This is a genomic window from Pseudomonas sp. REP124 (assembly GCF_020164475.1).
Lineage (GTDB): Bacteria > Pseudomonadota > Gammaproteobacteria > Pseudomonadales > Pseudomonadaceae > Aquipseudomonas.
In genome coordinates, this window is sequence record NZ_JAIQWX010000146.1 from 1 (window position 1) to 15411 (window position 15411).

Here is a 15411-nt window from a genome sequence, read left to right on the forward strand (position 1 = left end):
ATTGTCAAAAGCTTCGCGGGCAAGCCTCGCTCCTACAGGGACGGGGTTATTTGAGGGACTGCACACCGGCTTTTGCCACCTGCGCATCCTGCTCGGCCTTGACCCCGGACACGCCCACGGCGCCGATGACCTGGCCATCGATGATGATCGGCACGCCGCCTTCCAGCGAGGTCAGCAGGGGGGCGGTGACGAATGCGGTGCGCCCGCCGTTGACCATCTCTTCATAGCTCTTCGATTCGCGCCGGCCCAATGCGGCGGTTCGGGCTTTTTCGGTGGCGATGTAGGCGGTGATGGGCGCGGCGCCGTCGAGGCGTTCGAGGGCCAATGGGTGGCCGCCGTCATCGACGATGACGATGGTCACCAGCCACTGATTGTTCTGCGCCTCGGTGTGCGCGGCGGTGAGGATCTTCATCACTTCGGCCTGGCCGAGCACTGCTTTGCTTTTCATCGAATTCTCCAGCGTTTTTGGCGTAAAAAAAGGTCCCTGAGTTCGCATCTGACCCTGTAGGAGCGAGCATGCTCGCGATGGAGGACGGGACAACGCGGGGCATCAGGTTTCCAGCGTTATCGTTGACGACCATCGCGAGCATGCTCGCTCCAGGGTTCATCGCAGGTCAGGGCAAAGCCCCTTCTACCACCTCGATCCAATGCTTGACCGGCGTACGCCCCGCACCATCGAGGTGCGACTGGCAGCCGATGTTGGCCGTGACAATCACTTCAGGGTAGCCGCTTTCCAGGGCGTTCATTTTGTTGTCGCGCAGTTGCCGCGAGAGTTCCGGCTGGGTCAGCGAATAGGTGCCCGCCGAGCCGCAGCACAGGTGGCTGTCGGGCACGAAGGTCAGGTTGAAGCCCAGGCGTTCGAGCAGTTTCTCCACGGCGCCGCCGAGTTTCTGCGCGTGTTGCAAGGTGCAGGGGCAATGGAAGGCCAGGCGGTGGGCGTTGTGGATGCCGAGCTTTTCCAGCGGTTCGTCGCGCAATACCTCCACCAGATCCTTGGCCAGTGCGCTGACCCTGCGCGCCTTGTCGGCATAGGCCGGGTCGCTGGCGAGCAGGTGGCCGTAATCCTTGATGAAAGCGCCGCAGCCGCTCGCGGTCTGCACGATGGCTTCAGCGCCATTCTCGATGCTCGGCCACCAGGCATCGATGTTGTGGCGGGCGCGATCCAGACCAGCGGCCTGAGCGTCGAGGTGATAGTCCACGGCGCCGCAGCAGCCAGCCTGGCGACAAGGCGTGACGCTGATCCCCAGTCGATCCAGGACTCTGGCCGCCGCGACGTTGGTATTGGGCGACAGCCCCGGTTGCACGCAGCCCTCGAGCATCAAGACCTGCCGCGCATGGCGGGTGGCCGGGCGCGGTTTGCTCAGCGTGGCACTGCGCGGCAATTTGCTTTGCAGGGCGTCGGGCAGCAGGGCGCGGAACACCTGGCCGCCACTGACCAGCCCCTTGAACAAATCGGGATGTGGTACCAGCGTGCGCAGGCCTTCGCGCAACAGGCGCTGGCCGATGGGGCGCGGGACCGCCGCGTCGACCACCGCGCGGCCGATGTCCAGGAGATTGTGGTAATCGACGCCGGAGGGACAGGTGGTTTCGCAGTTGCGGCACGACAGGCAGCGATCCAGATGCTGCTGGGTTTTCTGCGTGACCTCATTGCCTTCCAGCACCTGCTTGATCAGGTAAATGCGCCCGCGCGGGCCGTCCAGTTCATCACCCAACAGTTGATAGGTGGGGCAGGTGGCGTTACAGAAACCGCAATGCACGCAACTGCGCAGGATGCTGTCGGCTTCTTCGGCACGGGGCAGGCGGCGGGCGTTTTCGCTCAGGGTGGTCTGCATGGTTCAAAGCTCCGCGTACAGGCGACCGGGGTTGAAAATGCCCCGGGGGTCGAGTTGCTGCTTGAGGCTTCGGTGATAGCGCATCAGCGCGGTGGACAAGGGATGGAACGGGTTGTCGGTCAGGCCATGGCTGTAGCAGGTGACGTGGCCGCCGAACTCCTCGACCACGTGGCGGATGAAGGCGGCCTCGGCATCGGACTTGAGCCAGCGCTGGGCGCCACCCCAATCGATCAGTTGCCGGCCGGGCAGGGACAGTTTCGGCGTGTTGTGCGGCAAGGACAGGCGCCAGAGCGGTTGGTCCTCGTCGAAGAACGGCAGGCGATGTTCGTTGAGATCGTCCCAGTAACTGCCGTCCAACAGCTCGCCGCCCAACCGGTCACGGGCTGAAGCCACCGAGCCTTCGCCACCTTCCAGGCGCAGGTACAGGCGTTCGCCGTCATGGCTGGCGGCGCTGATCGGCAGGGGTTGCTGGCCCCATTTCGACAGGTTCTGCAAGGCACGCTCGCTATTCATTTCCAGGCTGATACTCAGGGTTTGCCGGGGTTTGGGCAGGACCTTGAGCGAGACTTCGGTGATTAGGCCCAAGGTGCCGTAACTGCCGGCCATCAGGCGCGAAAGATCGTAGCCGGCGACATTTTTCATTACCTCACCGCCGAAACGCAGATGCTTGCCATGGCCAGTGATGACTCGTGTGCCGAGGACGAAATCGCGTACCGAACCGGACCAAGGGCGCCGAGGCCCGGACAGCCCGCAAGAGATCATGCCGCCGACGGTGGCGCCGTCGCCGAAGGCCGGGGGTTCGCAGGGCAGCATCTGCTGAGCAGCGTCTAGCACCTGCGTCAGTTCGGCCAGCGGCGTGCCGCAGCGCACGGTGATCACAAGTTCTGTGGGGTCGTAGCTGACGATGCCGCGATGGCTGCGGGTGTCGAGGATTTCCCCGGCGACGATGCGCCCCAGAAAGGCCTTGCTGTTGGAGCCTTGAATGCGCAGCGGCGTAGCATTTTCCAGCGCCTGGTTGACCTGTTCGAGCAACGTCTGGCTGTCGTCGATATCGCCTGTGCCGTGCATCAGAATCGCTCCAGGTCAGGGAAGGGCAGTTGCCCGGCATGCACGTGCATGGCGCCGAACTCGGCACAGCGATGCAGGGTCGGGATGTTCTTCCCTGGGTTGAGCAGGCCGCTGGGGTCGAATGCTGCTTTGACGGCGTGGAACAGGGTCAGTTCATCGCTGTTGAACTGGGCGCACATCTGATTGATTTTCTCGCGGCCGACCCCGTGTTCGCCGGTGATGCTCCCACCGACTTTCACGCACAGTTCGAGGATCTTGCCGCCCAGGGTTTCGGCGCGTTCCAGTTCGCCCGGCTGGTTGGCGTCGAACAGAATCAGCGGGTGCATGTTGCCGTCGCCGGCGTGGAACACGTTGGCCACCCGCAGGTTGTATTCGGCGGACAGCTCGGTGATGGCCTTGAGCACGCCGGGCAACTCGCGCCGGGGGATGGTGCCGTCCATGCAATAGTAATCCGGCGACAGACGGCCCACCGCCGGGAAGGCGTTCTTGCGCCCGGCCCAGAAGCGCACGCGCTCGGCTTCATCGCGGGCCAGGCGCACTTCGGTGGCTCCGGCCTGTTCCAGCACCTGGCGCACCCGAGTGCAATCTTCGTGGACGTCGGCTTCGACGCCATCGAGTTCGCACAGCAGAATGGCTTCGGCCTCGACCGGGTAGCCGGCGTGGATGAAGTCCTCGGCGGCGCGGATGGCCAGGTTGTCCATCATCTCAAGGCCACCGGGGATGATCCCGGCGGCGATGATGTCGGCCACGGCGCCGCCGGCTTTTTCCACGGAGTCGAAGGCGGCCAGCAGGACCTTGGCCGATTGCGGTTTGGGCAGCAGCTTGACGGTGACTTCGGTGATGACCCCGAGCATGCCTTCAGAGCCGGTGAACAGGGCGAGCAGGTCGAGGCCCGGGGCGTCGAGGGCGTTGGAACCGAGGGTCAGACATTCGCCGTCGACGGTGAGGATGTCGACCTGCAGCACGTTGTGCACGGTCAGGCCGTATTTGAGGCAATGCACGCCGCCGGCGTTTTCGGCGACGTTGCCGCCGATGGAGCAGGCGATCTGCGACGATGGGTCCGGCGCGTAGTAAAGACCGTATTGCGCAGCGGCCTGGGAAATGGCGAGATTGCGCACCCCTGGCTGGACCCGCGCGGTGCGGGCTTCGGGGTCGATGTGCAAAATCTGATTGAAGCGCGCCATCACCAGCAGCACGCCTTTTTCCAGGGGCAGGGCGCCGCCGGACAACCCGGTGCCGGCGCCACGGGCGACTACCGGTACACGGCGTTCATGACACAAGCGCAGCACGCCCTGAACCTGAGCGATATCGCGCGGTAGTACCACCAGCATCGGCGTGGTGCGGTAGGCCGACAGCCCGTCGCATTCGTAGGGCTTGAGTTCTTCGGTCTGGTGCAGCACTTCGAGATCCGGCCACTGCGCGCGCAGAGCCGCCAACAACCCGGCCTTGTCCACGTCGGGCAGGGCGCCGTCGACGCGTTCATCGTAGAGAATGTTCATGGTCGCTTAACGATACTCCCTTCATGAAAAGCCCGGGCGATCGCCCGGGCATTTCAAGGCCTAATAGGCTGGCCAATAACTTTGTGGTAAGGGGCTTGTCTGTGGCGAGGGGGCTTGCCCCCGTTCGGCTGCGAAGCAGTCGCAAAACCTGAATCCCCGGTTTGCCTGGAAGAATGCAGGGGGCCGCTTCGCGACCCAACGGGGGCAAGCCCCCTCGCCACAGGTGGTCCTCGTTACATAGACGAACCTCTTCAGTCAGAGGTGAACCCATCAATGCCCCACCACCATATGACTGAACGGCGCCACATACGCCTGCAACGTCACCAGCCCGCCCACCAGCAGCGCCAGCACGATCGAGTGGAAGAACACGTAGCGCAGAATCTCCCCTTCATGCCCGTACCAGCGGGTCGCGGTGGACGCCACCACGATGGATTGCGCGTCGACCATCTTGCCCATGACCCCGCCGGAGCTGTTGGCGGCGGCCATCAGTACGGGGCTCAAGCCCAGTTGTTCGGCCGTAACCCGTTGCAGACCACCGAACAGCACGTTGGACGCCGTGTCGGAGCCGGTCAGTGCCACACCGAGCCAGCCGAGCAGGGTGCCGAACATCGGGTAGAAGATCCCCGTCGCGGCGAAGGCCAGGCCCATGGTGGCGTCCAGTCCCGAATAGCGCGTGAGGAAGCCCAGGGCAAGCATCGCGGTGATGGTGATCAGCGAATAGCGCACCACCCAGATCGTGCGCAGGTACTGCTTGATCAGCTGCGGAATCGAATAGCCCATCAGCAGGCCGCCGACGATGGCGGCCAGCAGGATGCCGCTGCCGGTGGCGGTGAACCAGGTGAATTTGTACACCGCTTCCTCGACCTTCGGCGCAGGCACCACCGGCGGCACTTTCTCGATCTGCTGGTGAATGGTGGTGAAGGTCAGTACCGGAGCGAACACCGGATTGGCTTCGCGCAGCGGTTTGCCCTGAGGATCGAGCTTGGCCGCGCTGGTGGCCGGATCGATCGCGGCACGGGTGTCGAAACTGTTCTTGAAGCTCTGGGTCCCCCAGGCGAAAACGAAGATGGTCAGGATGATCCACGGCATCCAGGCGCGCATCACGGCCTTTTTCGAATCGCCGGCGAAGGCAGCGGTAGGCTCGGTCTTGGAGGCATATTCATCATCGATTTTCGAGTCGTCGACCCGCCCGGTCAGTGCCGCGGAGGTGTGCACGGTGGCGGGTTTCCAGACCTTGAGGAAGCCGGTCAGACAGGCCATGGAAATGAGGGCGGCGATCACGTCCACCAGCATCGGCCCGTGGTAGTTGGAAACGATGAACTGCGGCACCGCGAAGCTGACCCCGGTGACAACGATCGCCGGCCAGATCTCCATCATCTTGCGCCAGCCGGCGAAGGCCCAGATCAGCCAGAACGGCACGATCACCGAGAAGAACGGCAGCTGCCGGCCGACCATCATCGACAACTCCATCTCATCCAGCCCTGTGACCTTGGCCAGGGTGATGATCGGCGTGCCCAGGGCGCCGAACGCTACCGGGGCGGTGTTGGCGATCAGCGCCAGGCCCGAGGCGGCCAGGGGCGAAAAGCCCAAACCGATCAGAATCGCCCCGGTCACCGCTACCGGCGTACCGAAACCGGCGGCGCCTTCGAAGAACGCGCCGAAGCAGAAGGCGATCAGCAGCAATTGCAGGCGGCGGTCGTCGGTGATCCGCGCCAGAGAGTCCTGCAGCACTTTGAACGAGCCGTTTTCAGTGGTCAGCCGGTGCAGAAAGATGATGTTCAGCACGATCCAGCCAATCGGCAGCAGCCCGTTGGCCGCGCCGTACAAGGCAGCGGAACCGGCCATGTCGGCGGGCATGCCGAAGGCGAAGATGGCAATTACAAGTGCTGACACCAACGCCATGATCGCGGCCAGGTGCGCTTTGACATGGAAGAACGCCAGCGCCGCCAGCATTACGACAACCGGCACGGCGGCGAGAAGGGTGGATACCACAGGGTTGTTGAACGGATCGTAGATTTGCTGCCAGACCATGTTCACCTCTGCTTTTTATTGTTGGACGTGCAGACCCCAGGGGGGACGGTGGCTTGTAGTATAGGTGGCATTACGCTGCTGTCAGATTCGGCAGCCAGGCCTGCGAATTCGAGGGTCTGAGCTAGCCTTTGCAGTAAGGTTCGAATCCAGCCACGGGAGGAAAACAGCAATGACCGAGCGCCATATTGAACACAAGGAAACGCTGTCCAACGGATGCAGCATCCGGGTCAAGGCCGAAATTCTCAAAGATGGATCGCTTGGAATGTTCATCGGCGTCTACCGCCCGGACGGCTCGGTGATTGACGAAAATCACGATCCCAAGCCGCACATGCTCGATATGGAGGCGGCGATGGATTGGGGCGTGGATATCGCAAAGGGGATTGGGAATAGTCAGCGGACGTTGTAGTGCTTGGCTCAAGATTCAGGTGAGGCCATCGCGAGCCTGCTCGCGATGCTTTGTCAGACGATGCAATTCGAAGTCATAGCATGTTTGGGTTTTTCGGCACCAGTCGAAGGGCGAAAACGGTCTAATAACCCGGTTCCCTTTTTTGAACGCTTTGCTAATCTGAACCCTGTAGGTGAGAACGCAGACTGATGCGCAAGCGGATAGCGAGGACGCGTGGGGCGCGCTCCGAAGGGTACACGGTTAGAAAGATCTCCGCGCTGAGATCCAGCCCTTATGCCGTGTGAAGCAGGACAGCGCATTGCTGTACCTGTGAGACTCCTGAGAAACCTCGTAAGCCAGAGACCAGCACTGGCCACCTACTAAACCCACTATAGAGCCCGCCTTGTGCGGGCTTTCTAATTTCCGGCATCCAAAAAATCCACTGCTCTGCTGTAGGAGCCGAGCTTGCTCGCGATGCACCCCAGAGCACCGCGTGGTGTCAGATGCCTAGCGTCATCGTTGACCACCATCGCGAGCAAGCTCGGCTCCTACAAAGGTCTGGCGATGTCCGCCGGCCTTTTGTGGGAGCGAGCCTGCTCGCGATGTACTCGAGAACGTCGCGGGGCGTCAGATGCCCTGCGTCATCGTAGGCGACCATCGCGAGCCTGCTCGCGTGTCAGATGAGATTAATGGTGACGTCGATGTTGCCCCGGGTGGCCTTGGAGTACGGGCAGGTCTGGTGGGCGGCATCTACCAGGGTGCGGGCCAGGATGGGGTCAATGCCTGGCAGACTAACGTTGAGGCGCGCCTGGAGGAAGAAGGCGTTGTCGGTTTTGCCCAGGTCGATTTCGGTAGCGACGCTGACGTCCGTCGGCAATGCCACCTTCAGCGCCGCCGCAGCCTTGCCCATGGCACCGATGAAGCAGGCGGACCAACCGGCGCCCAACAGTTGCTCGGGGTTGGTACCACTGCCCGAAGAACCTGGTGGCGACAGCTTGACCTCCAGGCGACCATCGTCGCTGCGGGACTCGCCCTGACGGCCGCCGGTGGTGACGGTCTTGCCGGTGTATAGCACGGTTTCGATGTTGTTGATCATGGGGGCTCCTGTAGTTTTTGGCATTTGGGCCCGGGTGTCGCTCGAAGGAGCGAAGAACACCGCAAGGGCGACAGGCGCACTTTTTCATCCCCATGTAGGCCGCGTGTGTCGTGAACCGACGGTTGTGTATCGTCGTGTAGATTCGCAGGCAAAACCTACACGGCGATACAAACCCGTTTGCCCCAATGCATCACGTATCTGGTGAATTACTGGCGAACGCCCGAACGTGCCGCAAGCCGGGGCTTGCGGGATGCATTCAACAGTTTTGCAAAAGCCTGCTTGTCCACCGGCCGGCTCATGAAGTAACCCTGCACTTCATGGCATTGATCGGAATCCAGAATCCCCAGCTGCTCCTCGGTTTCCACCCCTTCGGCGGTCACCGTCAGGCCCATGGCCTTGCCCAGCCCGATGATCGCCTGCACCACCGCGCGGTCGTTGCCGCCGCTGGCGATGGAGGCGATGAAGCGCTTGTCGATCTTCAGCCCGTCGAACGGATAGGCGCGCAAGTAGCCGAGGGACGAATAGCCGGTACCGAAATCGTCCATGTTCAGACGAACCCCGAGTTCCTTCAGGGCAATCATGGTGGTGAGGGCGCCGTCGGTGTCGTTGAGCATCACGTTTTCGGTGATTTCCAGCTCCAGGCGACTGGCGGGAAAACGCGTCTCGACCAGCACTTGGCGCACATCCTCGACCACGTCACTGAGGGCAAACTGCGCTGGCGATAGATTGACCGACAGCAGGATGTCGGCTGGCCAGGTCAACGCCGTTTCACAGGCCTCGCGCAACACCCAGCGGCCCAGCGGCACGATCAGGTCGGTCTGCTCTGCCAATGGAATGAAACGGTCCGGCCCCAGCAGGCCTTGGGTCGGATGCTGCCAGCGCACCAGGGCTTCCACCGAGACGATTTTCTTGCCATCGACCTTGTAGCGCGGCTGGAAATGCAGGACGAATTCGTCGTTTTTTACCGCCCGGCGCAAGTCATCTTCCAGTTGCAGGCGGGTCTGAATCTGCTCGCTCATGTGCGATTCGAAATAGCACCAGGTGTTCTTGCCCTCGGATTTGGCCTGGTACAGCGCGATATCCGCATACCGGATCAAGTCGCTTGGGACATGGCTGTGACGGCGGCTCAGGGCGATGCCGATGCTCGCGCCGATCTGCAGGTTGTGACCTTCGAACAGGATCGGCTGATGCAGGCTGCCGATCAGGCGGGTGCAGAATTTGTCGATCTCATGATGGCTGTCCATGCCGTGCAGCACCACCACGAATTCATCGCCGCCCAGCCGCGCGACGATGTCGTGGTCGCGGGTGCATTCGCGCATGCGTGCGGCGACCTGCTGCAGCACCGCGTCGCCTGCGGGATGACCGAGGGAGTCGTTGATCGGCTTGAAGTTGTCCAGGTCGATCACCAGCAACGAAAGCGGCACGGACTGCTCTTTCAGTGACAGGGCTTCATCGAGAAAGCGCGAGAGCTTGTTGCGGTTCGGCAGGCCCGTCAGCGCGTCGTGCATCGATAGGTGCTGGATCTGCGCGTGGGCGGCGACTTCGTCGGTGATGTCGCTGGCGGTACCGCGAAAGCCGACCAGCACGCCTTTGTGGCGGATGGGTCGCGCCGACAATCGGCAGTAACGCTGCTGGCCCGACTGATCGCGGTAGGTGCAACGCAGGTCGCTGGCGTGGCTGCCATCGGCGATCTTATGCAGCCACAGATGCAGTGGCATGGTGTCGCAATACAGCACCTGTTCGATGTTTTTTCCCAGACATTGCTCGACCGAGAACCCGGTGACTTCGCTGAAGCGCCCGGATACGTAAGTGATTGTCTGCTGGTTGTCGATTTCCCAGATCCAGTCGGAAGCGGCTTCGGCTACCGCGCGAAATCGCTCCTCGCTGGACTCCAGAGCATGGTTGGCAGCTTCCAGCGCCTGGTTCGAGGCTTGCAGTTGCGCGTAGCTCTTATCGACGTAGTCCGATGAGCGCAGCGCGTGGCGGAAGAAATAGAAGGTCAAAAACAACATCAGCGTCAGTGATCCGCCAAGCGCAGGAAGCAGTGACCACAACAGGTGCTCTCCAGGGCGCTGCATTTGCGCGACCAGGCTGAAGCCGGTGCTGTCGAGCGGCACTCGCGGCCGGTCTGCACTGATCTGGTCATCGGCGGCGAGATTGAGGTCGATCAATCCGTAGCTGTTGCCCAGTTTCTCCAGTTTAGCCGGGGTCAACTTGTCGACGAACAGCAGCACCGACGTGGACTTCGGGTCCTTGATCTGGTGTTCGTCATTGGGGATCACGGCAGCGGCGGTGACCAGTGCAGGCTGGCCCTCGAACAATGCATAGGTGCTGACCGGTTTGGTCAGATCCGCTGAGCTCTGGACCTGTTCAATCAGCGGTGGAACGGAGGCTTTCAGGTAGTCGGAAATATCGCCCTGGACCAGCTCACCGCGAATCATCGCGTACTTGGTTCGCGCCCGATCGATGAGAAACACGCCTTCATAGCCGTCGCTGGTGAACATGGTTTTGCCAACGTTCTGTTCGTTGTAGGCCCAATTCACATCGACTTCACCATTGAAATGCTCATAGGCCGGCGTCCAGTAGGAGTAGCTGGTCATGTAGTTCTGCGAATTGGCGATGCGGTTTTCCAAGGCTCGGGCGGAGTAGAAGCGGATATCGGCCGCGTCCTCTTCGTCCAGATGACTGGCGATGCTCAACAACACGGCACCGACGGCAAACACACCCGCGATGAACAGCGCACCGATGGCATACGCCAAACGCCGGGTGACCGGGCTTTGCCGCGTGGGGAGGGGGGATGCAGCGGAAGAAACGTCCATTTACGCGTCCTTGGATCCAGTGGCACTGCATCTAGAGGGGCGTTTTAACCGGATCGTTCAGACTTTCAGATGGATACGCCGTACGTCTCTTTGTGGGAGCGAGCCTGCTCGCGATGGTCGCCAACGATAACGCTGGACGCCTGATGCCCCGCGGTGCCCGGGCCTCCATCGCGAGCAAGCTCGCTCCTACAGCCGGGTAAAAAAGGGGGCGGCTCTATTTTCGGTGCAGGTGAGTCACGTGAAAATTAAGCCTCCCCCCGCATTTCTCATTCCGTACTGAGGGGGACGTTAACGTTGGCTTTGATGACCGGCACGCCCGAAGTCAAATACGGCTTAATTAATTCTGCTACGTGCTCTTTTTGCTTACGCTTGCAAAAAACATTGAGGCTCCAGTTGGTTTTAAAATCATCACCTTCCTGAGTGACGCTGTATTTCAGGTCGACTACTTCTCTATTGGTTGCGATGGCGAGCTGCGTGATTTCTTCCCATTTATATGCGTAGTGATGGTATTGAGTATGCATCTCCTGATAGCTCTTTGAGTGGACCATAGACAGGTACATCAGTCCCATGCCGCCAGGGCCTACCAGTGCGCCGATCAGGAATGCCGGGTCGATGCTTGCCATGCAGATGAAAATAATTGCCGTTATGCCGGTAAGCCATTTCAAAAATGGCAATACCCACTTGGGAAAGTCTTTCCACTCGCAATGTTCTACTCCTGATCGCGTGAGGCGGTAGGCGAAGTTCATTCGCTGATGAGTCATGCTTGAAATGACGGACATTATGAAAATATAGAATCCCAAGCTCACTGATATTCTATTTAGGTAACTTTCGTTAATGCCAGTAACTCGGTCTGCGGCATATGTAACTAATGCCGTTAGCAGCGCCATAAAGATAAACATGCAATTGGCCACAAATGTATTGTAATTGCGCGCTCGGATAGTCCATCCCAACAACTCCGGCTCATCAGAGAATTTCCAGTGGAGTTGCGGAGGTAAATCAAGTGCTTTGTTGAATTTAAACATGTCAGGGCTCGTCCATTAGCTCAGTTAGGGATGGTCAGTTTCAGAAGCTGGGTTTTCTGTTCTTTCAGCACGATGTCTTTTTCCTTTAGTTCGCCGCTGAAAGCATCGTTGACCCGATCCGCTTCGCTCGTGCTCAGTTCAAGTGCCATTCGAAATATGTATCCACGACCATCAGCACGCTGAAGCACACCGGGCGGGTACTTGATCTCCAATTCAAGGACCGGGCTGGCTTTGGAAAACTCGATCCATACTTGCCAAAGACGATGCTGTTGTGCGCCGGTGTAGATGAAGTCAGCCGGGTTGTCTTTGGTACCGGGACCGTCTGGTAACTGGCCGAGCAGATTCGGATCTATCCAGTAACCATTGAGGAACCTGTCGTAGAACTTGTCCTTGGTGCTTTGCAGTTCGTCGGGATAAAACAGATGTGTCTGGATCATCGCTGGTTGCAGGTTCACATTCTTGCCTGCCAATCCGTTCGGCACCTGGATCTGTAGCCAGAAACCGAGATGTCTCCTGTGCATACTGCGCCCGCCGTAAGACAAGGCACGGCCTACGACGCTGGGGCGTTGCAGGGTTTCCAGCAGCGCTTGCATTTGCTTGAAATGGCCTTCATCACCCTGCCATTCAGGAATTGATCCGCGCCCCCAATTGCAACGGTACAGCCACAGGCGCAGTCCCTCGCGTTTGTAGCGGTTGGCGGCCATGCTGATCATCAAATAGGCGATGCCCAAGATAGCCAGTGTGATGATCACCGGGTTGGACATCACCCAGGCAAAACCAAACCAATAGCCAAGGCCCGTGCCGATCATCTGCGCAGTAGCGACAAGTGACATTCCAATCGCGATATACATCTTCCCGCTGATCAAACCTCTCTCTATCTTACTGGTCGCGCCATCAGCCTCTTGGGACAACTGCCAAGCTTCAAGCCCGCTCGCAACAGCCCCCAATGTCGCCCAAGTCACCGTGCGCCAGATCAGGCCTTTCGAGAAGGCCGCCATCTCGCTGGCCACCGCTGCTTTGGCACTCCCTGCGGAAGCGGCTTTGGCCTCGTTTATCCAAGCGGAGTATCCCGCCTGCGCAACCTTCGATGATTTAGTACCGAGTGATGCAGACATTCCCCCCGCACGATTCCAAGCCGGCCCCACCCACAACGCCGCGATCGCATTCCCCGCATACGCCGCACTCGCACTCACATTGCGCCATTCATCCGCCGAGAATCTGCCATCGTTCTTCGCCTGTTTGGCCGTGTGATGCAGGTTCCATACGTTCAGGCCCACCAGCAGGGCCGGCAAGGCATTGCCCAGGTTCTGGTTCATCCAGGCTTTAGTGCTGCGCTGGTGTTCCTGAGTGCCGAATGTTTTCAGCTGCTCGATCACTTCCGATTTCCCCAGATCGGAGAGCCAGCGGTTGATTTGTGGCAGGTCGACAGGCAGGCGCGTGGGGCCTGAGGTTTGAGCAGAGATCTGGTTGGGGCGTTGCAAGAAGAGGTGTTTCAGGCGCTCTTCTTGGGCTCGCAGAAAGTGACGCGCGGCGCGTTGATCGTGAGGCGCCGCGCGATGGCGTAAGGCGTTGTTGGAGGACGCTATCTTGTTCTGCACGGTGGCGATTTCCAGCAGCCAGGCCTGGTACTCGCGCTGGTAGTTCGGGTTGTAGACCAGCTGTGTGTCCATGGAGATTTCGGTGGAGATCAGCACTTGGGGTACGGCCAGGGTCAGCGCCAGTTGCTGTTTCATGGCCGGCAGCAGCATGAGGCTCAAGCCGTGCCAGGCGTCTCTGGCCTTGTGGTTGGCGACGTCGAGGAGAGTGTTCATTGCCTGTTTGGCGGTGCTGCTCATGGCCTGGTAGAGCTGGCTGTCGCGCACGGATTCCAGGTCCAGCACCGCCTTGATTTCATTGAAGCGGGTGCCGATGCTCGTGGCGTCGCCCGGGGATCTCGGGTTCAACGTCGGGGGAGTGGCCGTCGCCTTCGCGGCCCTGGTCGTCGAGTTTGCCGGTGGTGCTGAAGTTGTGGGTGACCTGTTTGATCAGTGAGGCGAGTTCCGGGTTGAAGTTGTACAGCGCGGTGCCGAACAGTTTGCTGGGCTGCGCGGCTTGCGCGAGTAGCCATTGCTGTCCGCGTTCGACGTTGCCCAAGGCGGTGTAGAGGGCATGGGCGGTTTCCAGCAGCTGGCTGGCCTGATCTTCGTGGCCGCTGTCGTGATAGACGGATTCGGCGCCTGGGTTCAGTTGGTCGAGCCAGTCGATCAGGTCGTCGGCACTGCGCTGGATATGCGCCTGTAGCAAGGTCGCTTCGACGGTGGTTTGGCTCAGGTAGGTTTGGACTTTGTCGAAGTGCACGTCTTCGCGCCAGTAGCGTTTGGCTTCCCATTCTTCCAAGGCGGTTCGCCATTGGCGTGGATCCGGCAGATGTCCCCAGCGAGCCTTGAACGAACGTTCACCGGCCGCGACTGTGGCGCCGGCGCCCATCATCACCATCGCGTTATCCTCGGGTGGCACCAGTTCCTTGGCGCGTTCGACTTCATCATGGGTGCTCAGCAGTTGATACAGGTCATCGGTATAAGCCTGACGCTGGGCCGGATCCTGGATCGAGGAAGGAATGAACGACTCGGCATCAAACCCGCACAGGTTCTGCACGGCCAGCGCGCTTTGCAGTGAATGCTCATGCAGGGCGTCGAACTGGCTCTGCTCCAAAAGCCGACCGACCAGATTCATGTTCAGGTCATCGATCACCGCCAGCGGATCGTCCAGGGCGACAAACAGCGCCGTGTCCTGCATCGGTACCCGGCCTCGTACCAGCGCTTCTTCGAAGGCCGGCTTGAACACCGCGTCCGGGTCGGTGGATTCGGTGGGCAATGAGGTGCTGGTGAAGCTCGGCGCCTGTCCGCCATAGGCGTAAATATCCGCGACGCATTTGCCTAGTTCGGTGATCGCTTCACCGTGAGTGGCTTTTCCGGTGAGGCAGTACGCTGGCAGGTCAACGCTGCGCATCCAGCGAGATTGCTCGGCGGCGTTGCTGCGCATCAGTTCGCACATCCGCCAGGTCCATTGCACGGGCGAGTAGGCGATACGCAGTTGGGTTCGACGGGAATAGAGCAGGTATTGGCGTGCCTGGCCGGGGTTATGGCGGGTGTCCTGATTGAGTTCGCGCTCGGTCCATTCGTGGCGAATGAGCATCTCGCGTTCCACCTGATACTCATGGAAGGTGTCGTCTGCGCTGCTCCACACGTACAGCCAGCCGTCCCGCAGCTGGCGCAGGGTATAGCTGCGGGTCTTCAACGGCGGCAAGGCGGGGTCTGACCATTTTTTCGGAAGCGGATTCGGGCCCTGGTTGCTGCCTTTTTGCGGTGACTCGTCCACGGCATAACGAACCGGGAAAACCGCGACTTCCTTTTGCATCAATCCGCATTGGCCGTAGCCCATCGGTATGTTCTGGAATTCCTGATTGCGCCGGGCCTGATCCAGCTGGGCTTCTGTTGCGTAGCTCATCACATTTCCTTGTGGTTTTCGGTGTTCAGCAGGGCAAAAACCGCCATGCAGGGGATGAACACCTAGTCAAGGAACGTGCCAGAGATAATGAAGGTCAATGAATCCGGGAGGATGAGACGATTACTTGGAGATTATGGTCGCCGAAAAGGCGAAAAAACCCCGAAAAGTGCGCA

11 protein-coding genes are annotated in these 15411 nt (G+C 60.3%); 1 reads left to right on the forward strand and 10 read right to left on the reverse strand.

Translation table 11 applies throughout. From position 1 onward, the window contains the following. Nucleotides 1-46: 46 nt before the first annotated feature. The 5 genes from K9857_RS25125 to K9857_RS25145 form a co-directional block, all read right to left on the reverse strand. Entirely contained in the window at nt 47-448 is a 402-nt protein-coding gene (locus K9857_RS25125) for a heme-binding protein (RefSeq protein WP_224540409.1), read from the reverse strand. A gap of 166 nt (nt 449-614) precedes the next feature. Further along, nucleotides 615-1832 carry a glycolate oxidase subunit GlcF gene (glcF, locus tag K9857_RS25130; protein ID WP_224540412.1) on the reverse strand — a complete coding sequence of 406 codons (1218 nt, stop codon included), beginning with the start codon at nt 1830-1832 and terminating at the stop codon, nt 615-617. 3 nt (nt 1833-1835) lie between these two features. Continuing rightward, nucleotides 1836-2900, reverse strand: a complete 1065-nt coding sequence (gene glcE / locus K9857_RS25135) for a glycolate oxidase subunit GlcE (RefSeq protein ID WP_224540414.1) — start codon at nt 2898-2900, stop codon at nt 1836-1838. After that, the gene (gene glcD, locus K9857_RS25140) at nt 2900-4399 is read right to left on the reverse strand and encodes a glycolate oxidase subunit GlcD (RefSeq protein WP_224540416.1); all 1500 of its coding nucleotides are present in this window, start codon (nt 4397-4399) and stop codon (nt 2900-2902) included. Before glcD ends, glcE begins: the two co-directional genes overlap by 1 nt. A gap of 270 nt (nt 4400-4669) precedes the next feature. Next, entirely contained in the window at nt 4670-6430 is a 1761-nt protein-coding gene (locus K9857_RS25145) for an L-lactate permease (RefSeq protein WP_224540418.1), read from the reverse strand. Nucleotides 6431-6599: 169 nt separating this feature from the next. Here K9857_RS25145 and K9857_RS25150 point away from each other — a divergent pair, with 169 nt between their 5' ends. Further along, the gene (locus tag K9857_RS25150; RefSeq protein WP_175380401.1) at nt 6600-6836 is read left to right on the forward strand and encodes a hypothetical protein; all 237 of its coding nucleotides are present in this window, start codon (nt 6600-6602) and stop codon (nt 6834-6836) included. A 655-nt stretch (nt 6837-7491) separates the two neighbouring features. Here the strand turns inward: K9857_RS25150 and K9857_RS25155 are convergent. The 5 genes from K9857_RS25155 to K9857_RS25175 all read right to left on the reverse strand — a co-directional run bounded on the left by K9857_RS25155 (nt 7492) and on the right by K9857_RS25175 (nt 15238). Further along, nucleotides 7492-7911 carry an organic hydroperoxide resistance protein gene (locus K9857_RS25155; protein WP_224540420.1) on the reverse strand — a complete coding sequence of 140 codons (420 nt, stop codon included), beginning with the start codon at nt 7909-7911 and terminating at the stop codon, nt 7492-7494. Nucleotides 7912-8117: 206 nt separating this feature from the next. Then, nucleotides 8118-10730 (reverse strand): EAL domain-containing protein, encoded by a 2613-nt coding sequence (locus tag K9857_RS25160; protein WP_224540423.1) that lies wholly within the window; start codon nt 10728-10730, stop codon nt 8118-8120. Between the two features lie 266 nt (nt 10731-10996). Continuing rightward, the gene (locus tag K9857_RS25165) at nt 10997-11752 is read right to left on the reverse strand and encodes a hypothetical protein (protein ID WP_224540425.1); all 756 of its coding nucleotides are present in this window, start codon (nt 11750-11752) and stop codon (nt 10997-10999) included. A gap of 20 nt (nt 11753-11772) precedes the next feature. Beyond that, entirely contained in the window at nt 11773-13695 is a 1923-nt protein-coding gene (locus K9857_RS25170) for a hypothetical protein (protein ID WP_224540427.1), read from the reverse strand. After that, nucleotides 13643-15238 carry a toxin VasX gene (locus tag K9857_RS25175; RefSeq protein WP_224540429.1) on the reverse strand — a complete coding sequence of 532 codons (1596 nt, stop codon included), beginning with the start codon at nt 15236-15238 and terminating at the stop codon, nt 13643-13645. Before K9857_RS25175 ends, K9857_RS25170 begins: the two co-directional genes overlap by 53 nt. Nucleotides 15239-15411 lie beyond the last annotated feature (173 nt).

What these genes read in the sequence shown, in the direction of transcription:
- K9857_RS25125 (WP_224540409.1), bottom strand. Translation starts at nt 448, where the DNA reads ATGAAAAGCAAAGCAGTGCTCGGCCAGGCCGAAGTGATGAAGATCCTC.
- glcF (WP_224540412.1), bottom strand. Translation starts at nt 1,832, where the DNA reads ATGCAGACCACCCTGAGCGAAAACGCCCGCCGCCTGCCCCGTGCCGAA.
- glcE (WP_224540414.1), bottom strand. Translation starts at nt 2,900, where the DNA reads ATGCACGGCACAGGCGATATCGACGACAGCCAGACGTTGCTCGAACAG.
- glcD (WP_224540416.1), bottom strand. Translation starts at nt 4,399, where the DNA reads ATGAACATTCTCTACGATGAACGCGTCGACGGCGCCCTGCCCGACGTG.
- K9857_RS25145 (WP_224540418.1), bottom strand. Translation starts at nt 6,430, where the DNA reads ATGGTCTGGCAGCAAATCTACGATCCGTTCAACAACCCTGTGGTATCC.
- K9857_RS25150 (WP_175380401.1), top strand. Translation starts at nt 6,600, where the DNA reads ATGACCGAGCGCCATATTGAACACAAGGAAACGCTGTCCAACGGATGC.
- K9857_RS25155 (WP_224540420.1), bottom strand. Translation starts at nt 7,911, where the DNA reads ATGATCAACAACATCGAAACCGTGCTATACACCGGCAAGACCGTCACC.
- K9857_RS25160 (WP_224540423.1), bottom strand. Translation starts at nt 10,730, where the DNA reads ATGGACGTTTCTTCCGCTGCATCCCCCCTCCCCACGCGGCAAAGCCCG.
- K9857_RS25165 (WP_224540425.1), bottom strand. Translation starts at nt 11,752, where the DNA reads ATGTTTAAATTCAACAAAGCACTTGATTTACCTCCGCAACTCCACTGG.
- K9857_RS25175 (WP_224540429.1), bottom strand. Translation starts at nt 15,238, where the DNA reads ATGAGCTACGCAACAGAAGCCCAGCTGGATCAGGCCCGGCGCAATCAG.